A 655-nucleotide genomic window follows, 5' to 3' on the forward strand; every position below is an offset into this window, starting at 1 on the left:
TCCGCCACCTTGCTGGGTCGCCTGCTGGCGGGTCAGGCCCTGCCGCAGGCGCTGGAGCTGGCGACCGCGACGCTCTACGCGCTGGTCGAGCGAACGGCGCAGGGCGCGCGCGACCTGCCGCTGGTCGCGGCGCAGGAGCAGATCGTCGAGCCGGCCCGTGCTTTCCTGGCCAGGCGCTTGCCCTGAACGGGCGTTCGTCGGAATCGGCGTGATCTCAAAGTGATATCGCGATAATCTGGCCCTGTTTTCGGTCGCGCCTCGAAGCCGTGACCGTTTCTACGGATGGATTTTGACCTTCAACTCCAGCAGGCCACCATCACAGTAGAAGCGTTGTCATGCCGTACCGCCGACTTGTTGCCTCCCTCCTGGCCGTGGCTCTGTGCCTCGTCGCCAATCAGTCTCTCGCTGAGCAGATCAGCGGGCAGCTGCACATCAGTCTCACCATTCTCAAGCGCTGCGAAGTGTCCGCCGAGCGTGACCAGCAGGCCGTTCGCGTGCTCGGCAACGGTTGTGAGCAGGCCGCGTACCAGCTGCAGGACGGACGCGGGCGAGCGCTGCCGCTGAAGCCCGATGCAGGGGCGGCGTCGGTCTCCACGCAGTCCGTCGCGGATGCCGGCTCGACGCTGGTGGTCTACTGGTAACGCCTCAGTAGTTG

Annotated in this window: 2 protein-coding genes; both read left to right on the forward strand. The window is 66.0% G+C overall.

Features of this window, described 5'->3' with window-relative positions; all coding sequences use genetic code 11:
- On the forward strand, positions 1-186 hold a 186-nt coding region (locus tag J0A65_RS24985), incomplete at its 5' end, for a carbohydrate kinase family protein (RefSeq protein WP_206596927.1).
- Between the two features lie 149 nt (positions 187-335).
- Positions 336-641 carry a hypothetical protein gene (locus J0A65_RS24990; RefSeq protein WP_047592565.1) on the forward strand — a complete coding sequence of 102 codons (306 nt, stop codon included), beginning with the start codon at positions 336-338 and terminating at the stop codon, positions 639-641.
- Positions 642-655: the final 14 nt, after the last annotated feature.

Source organism: Bowmanella yangjiangensis, assembly GCF_017255015.1.
Taxonomy (GTDB): domain Bacteria; phylum Pseudomonadota; class Gammaproteobacteria; order Enterobacterales; family Alteromonadaceae; genus Bowmanella; species Bowmanella yangjiangensis.

Coding starts and splice junctions, on each gene's coding strand:
- J0A65_RS24990 (WP_047592565.1), top strand. CDS start 336: ATGCCGTACCGCCGACTTGTTGCCTCCCTCCTGGCCGTGGCTCTGTGC.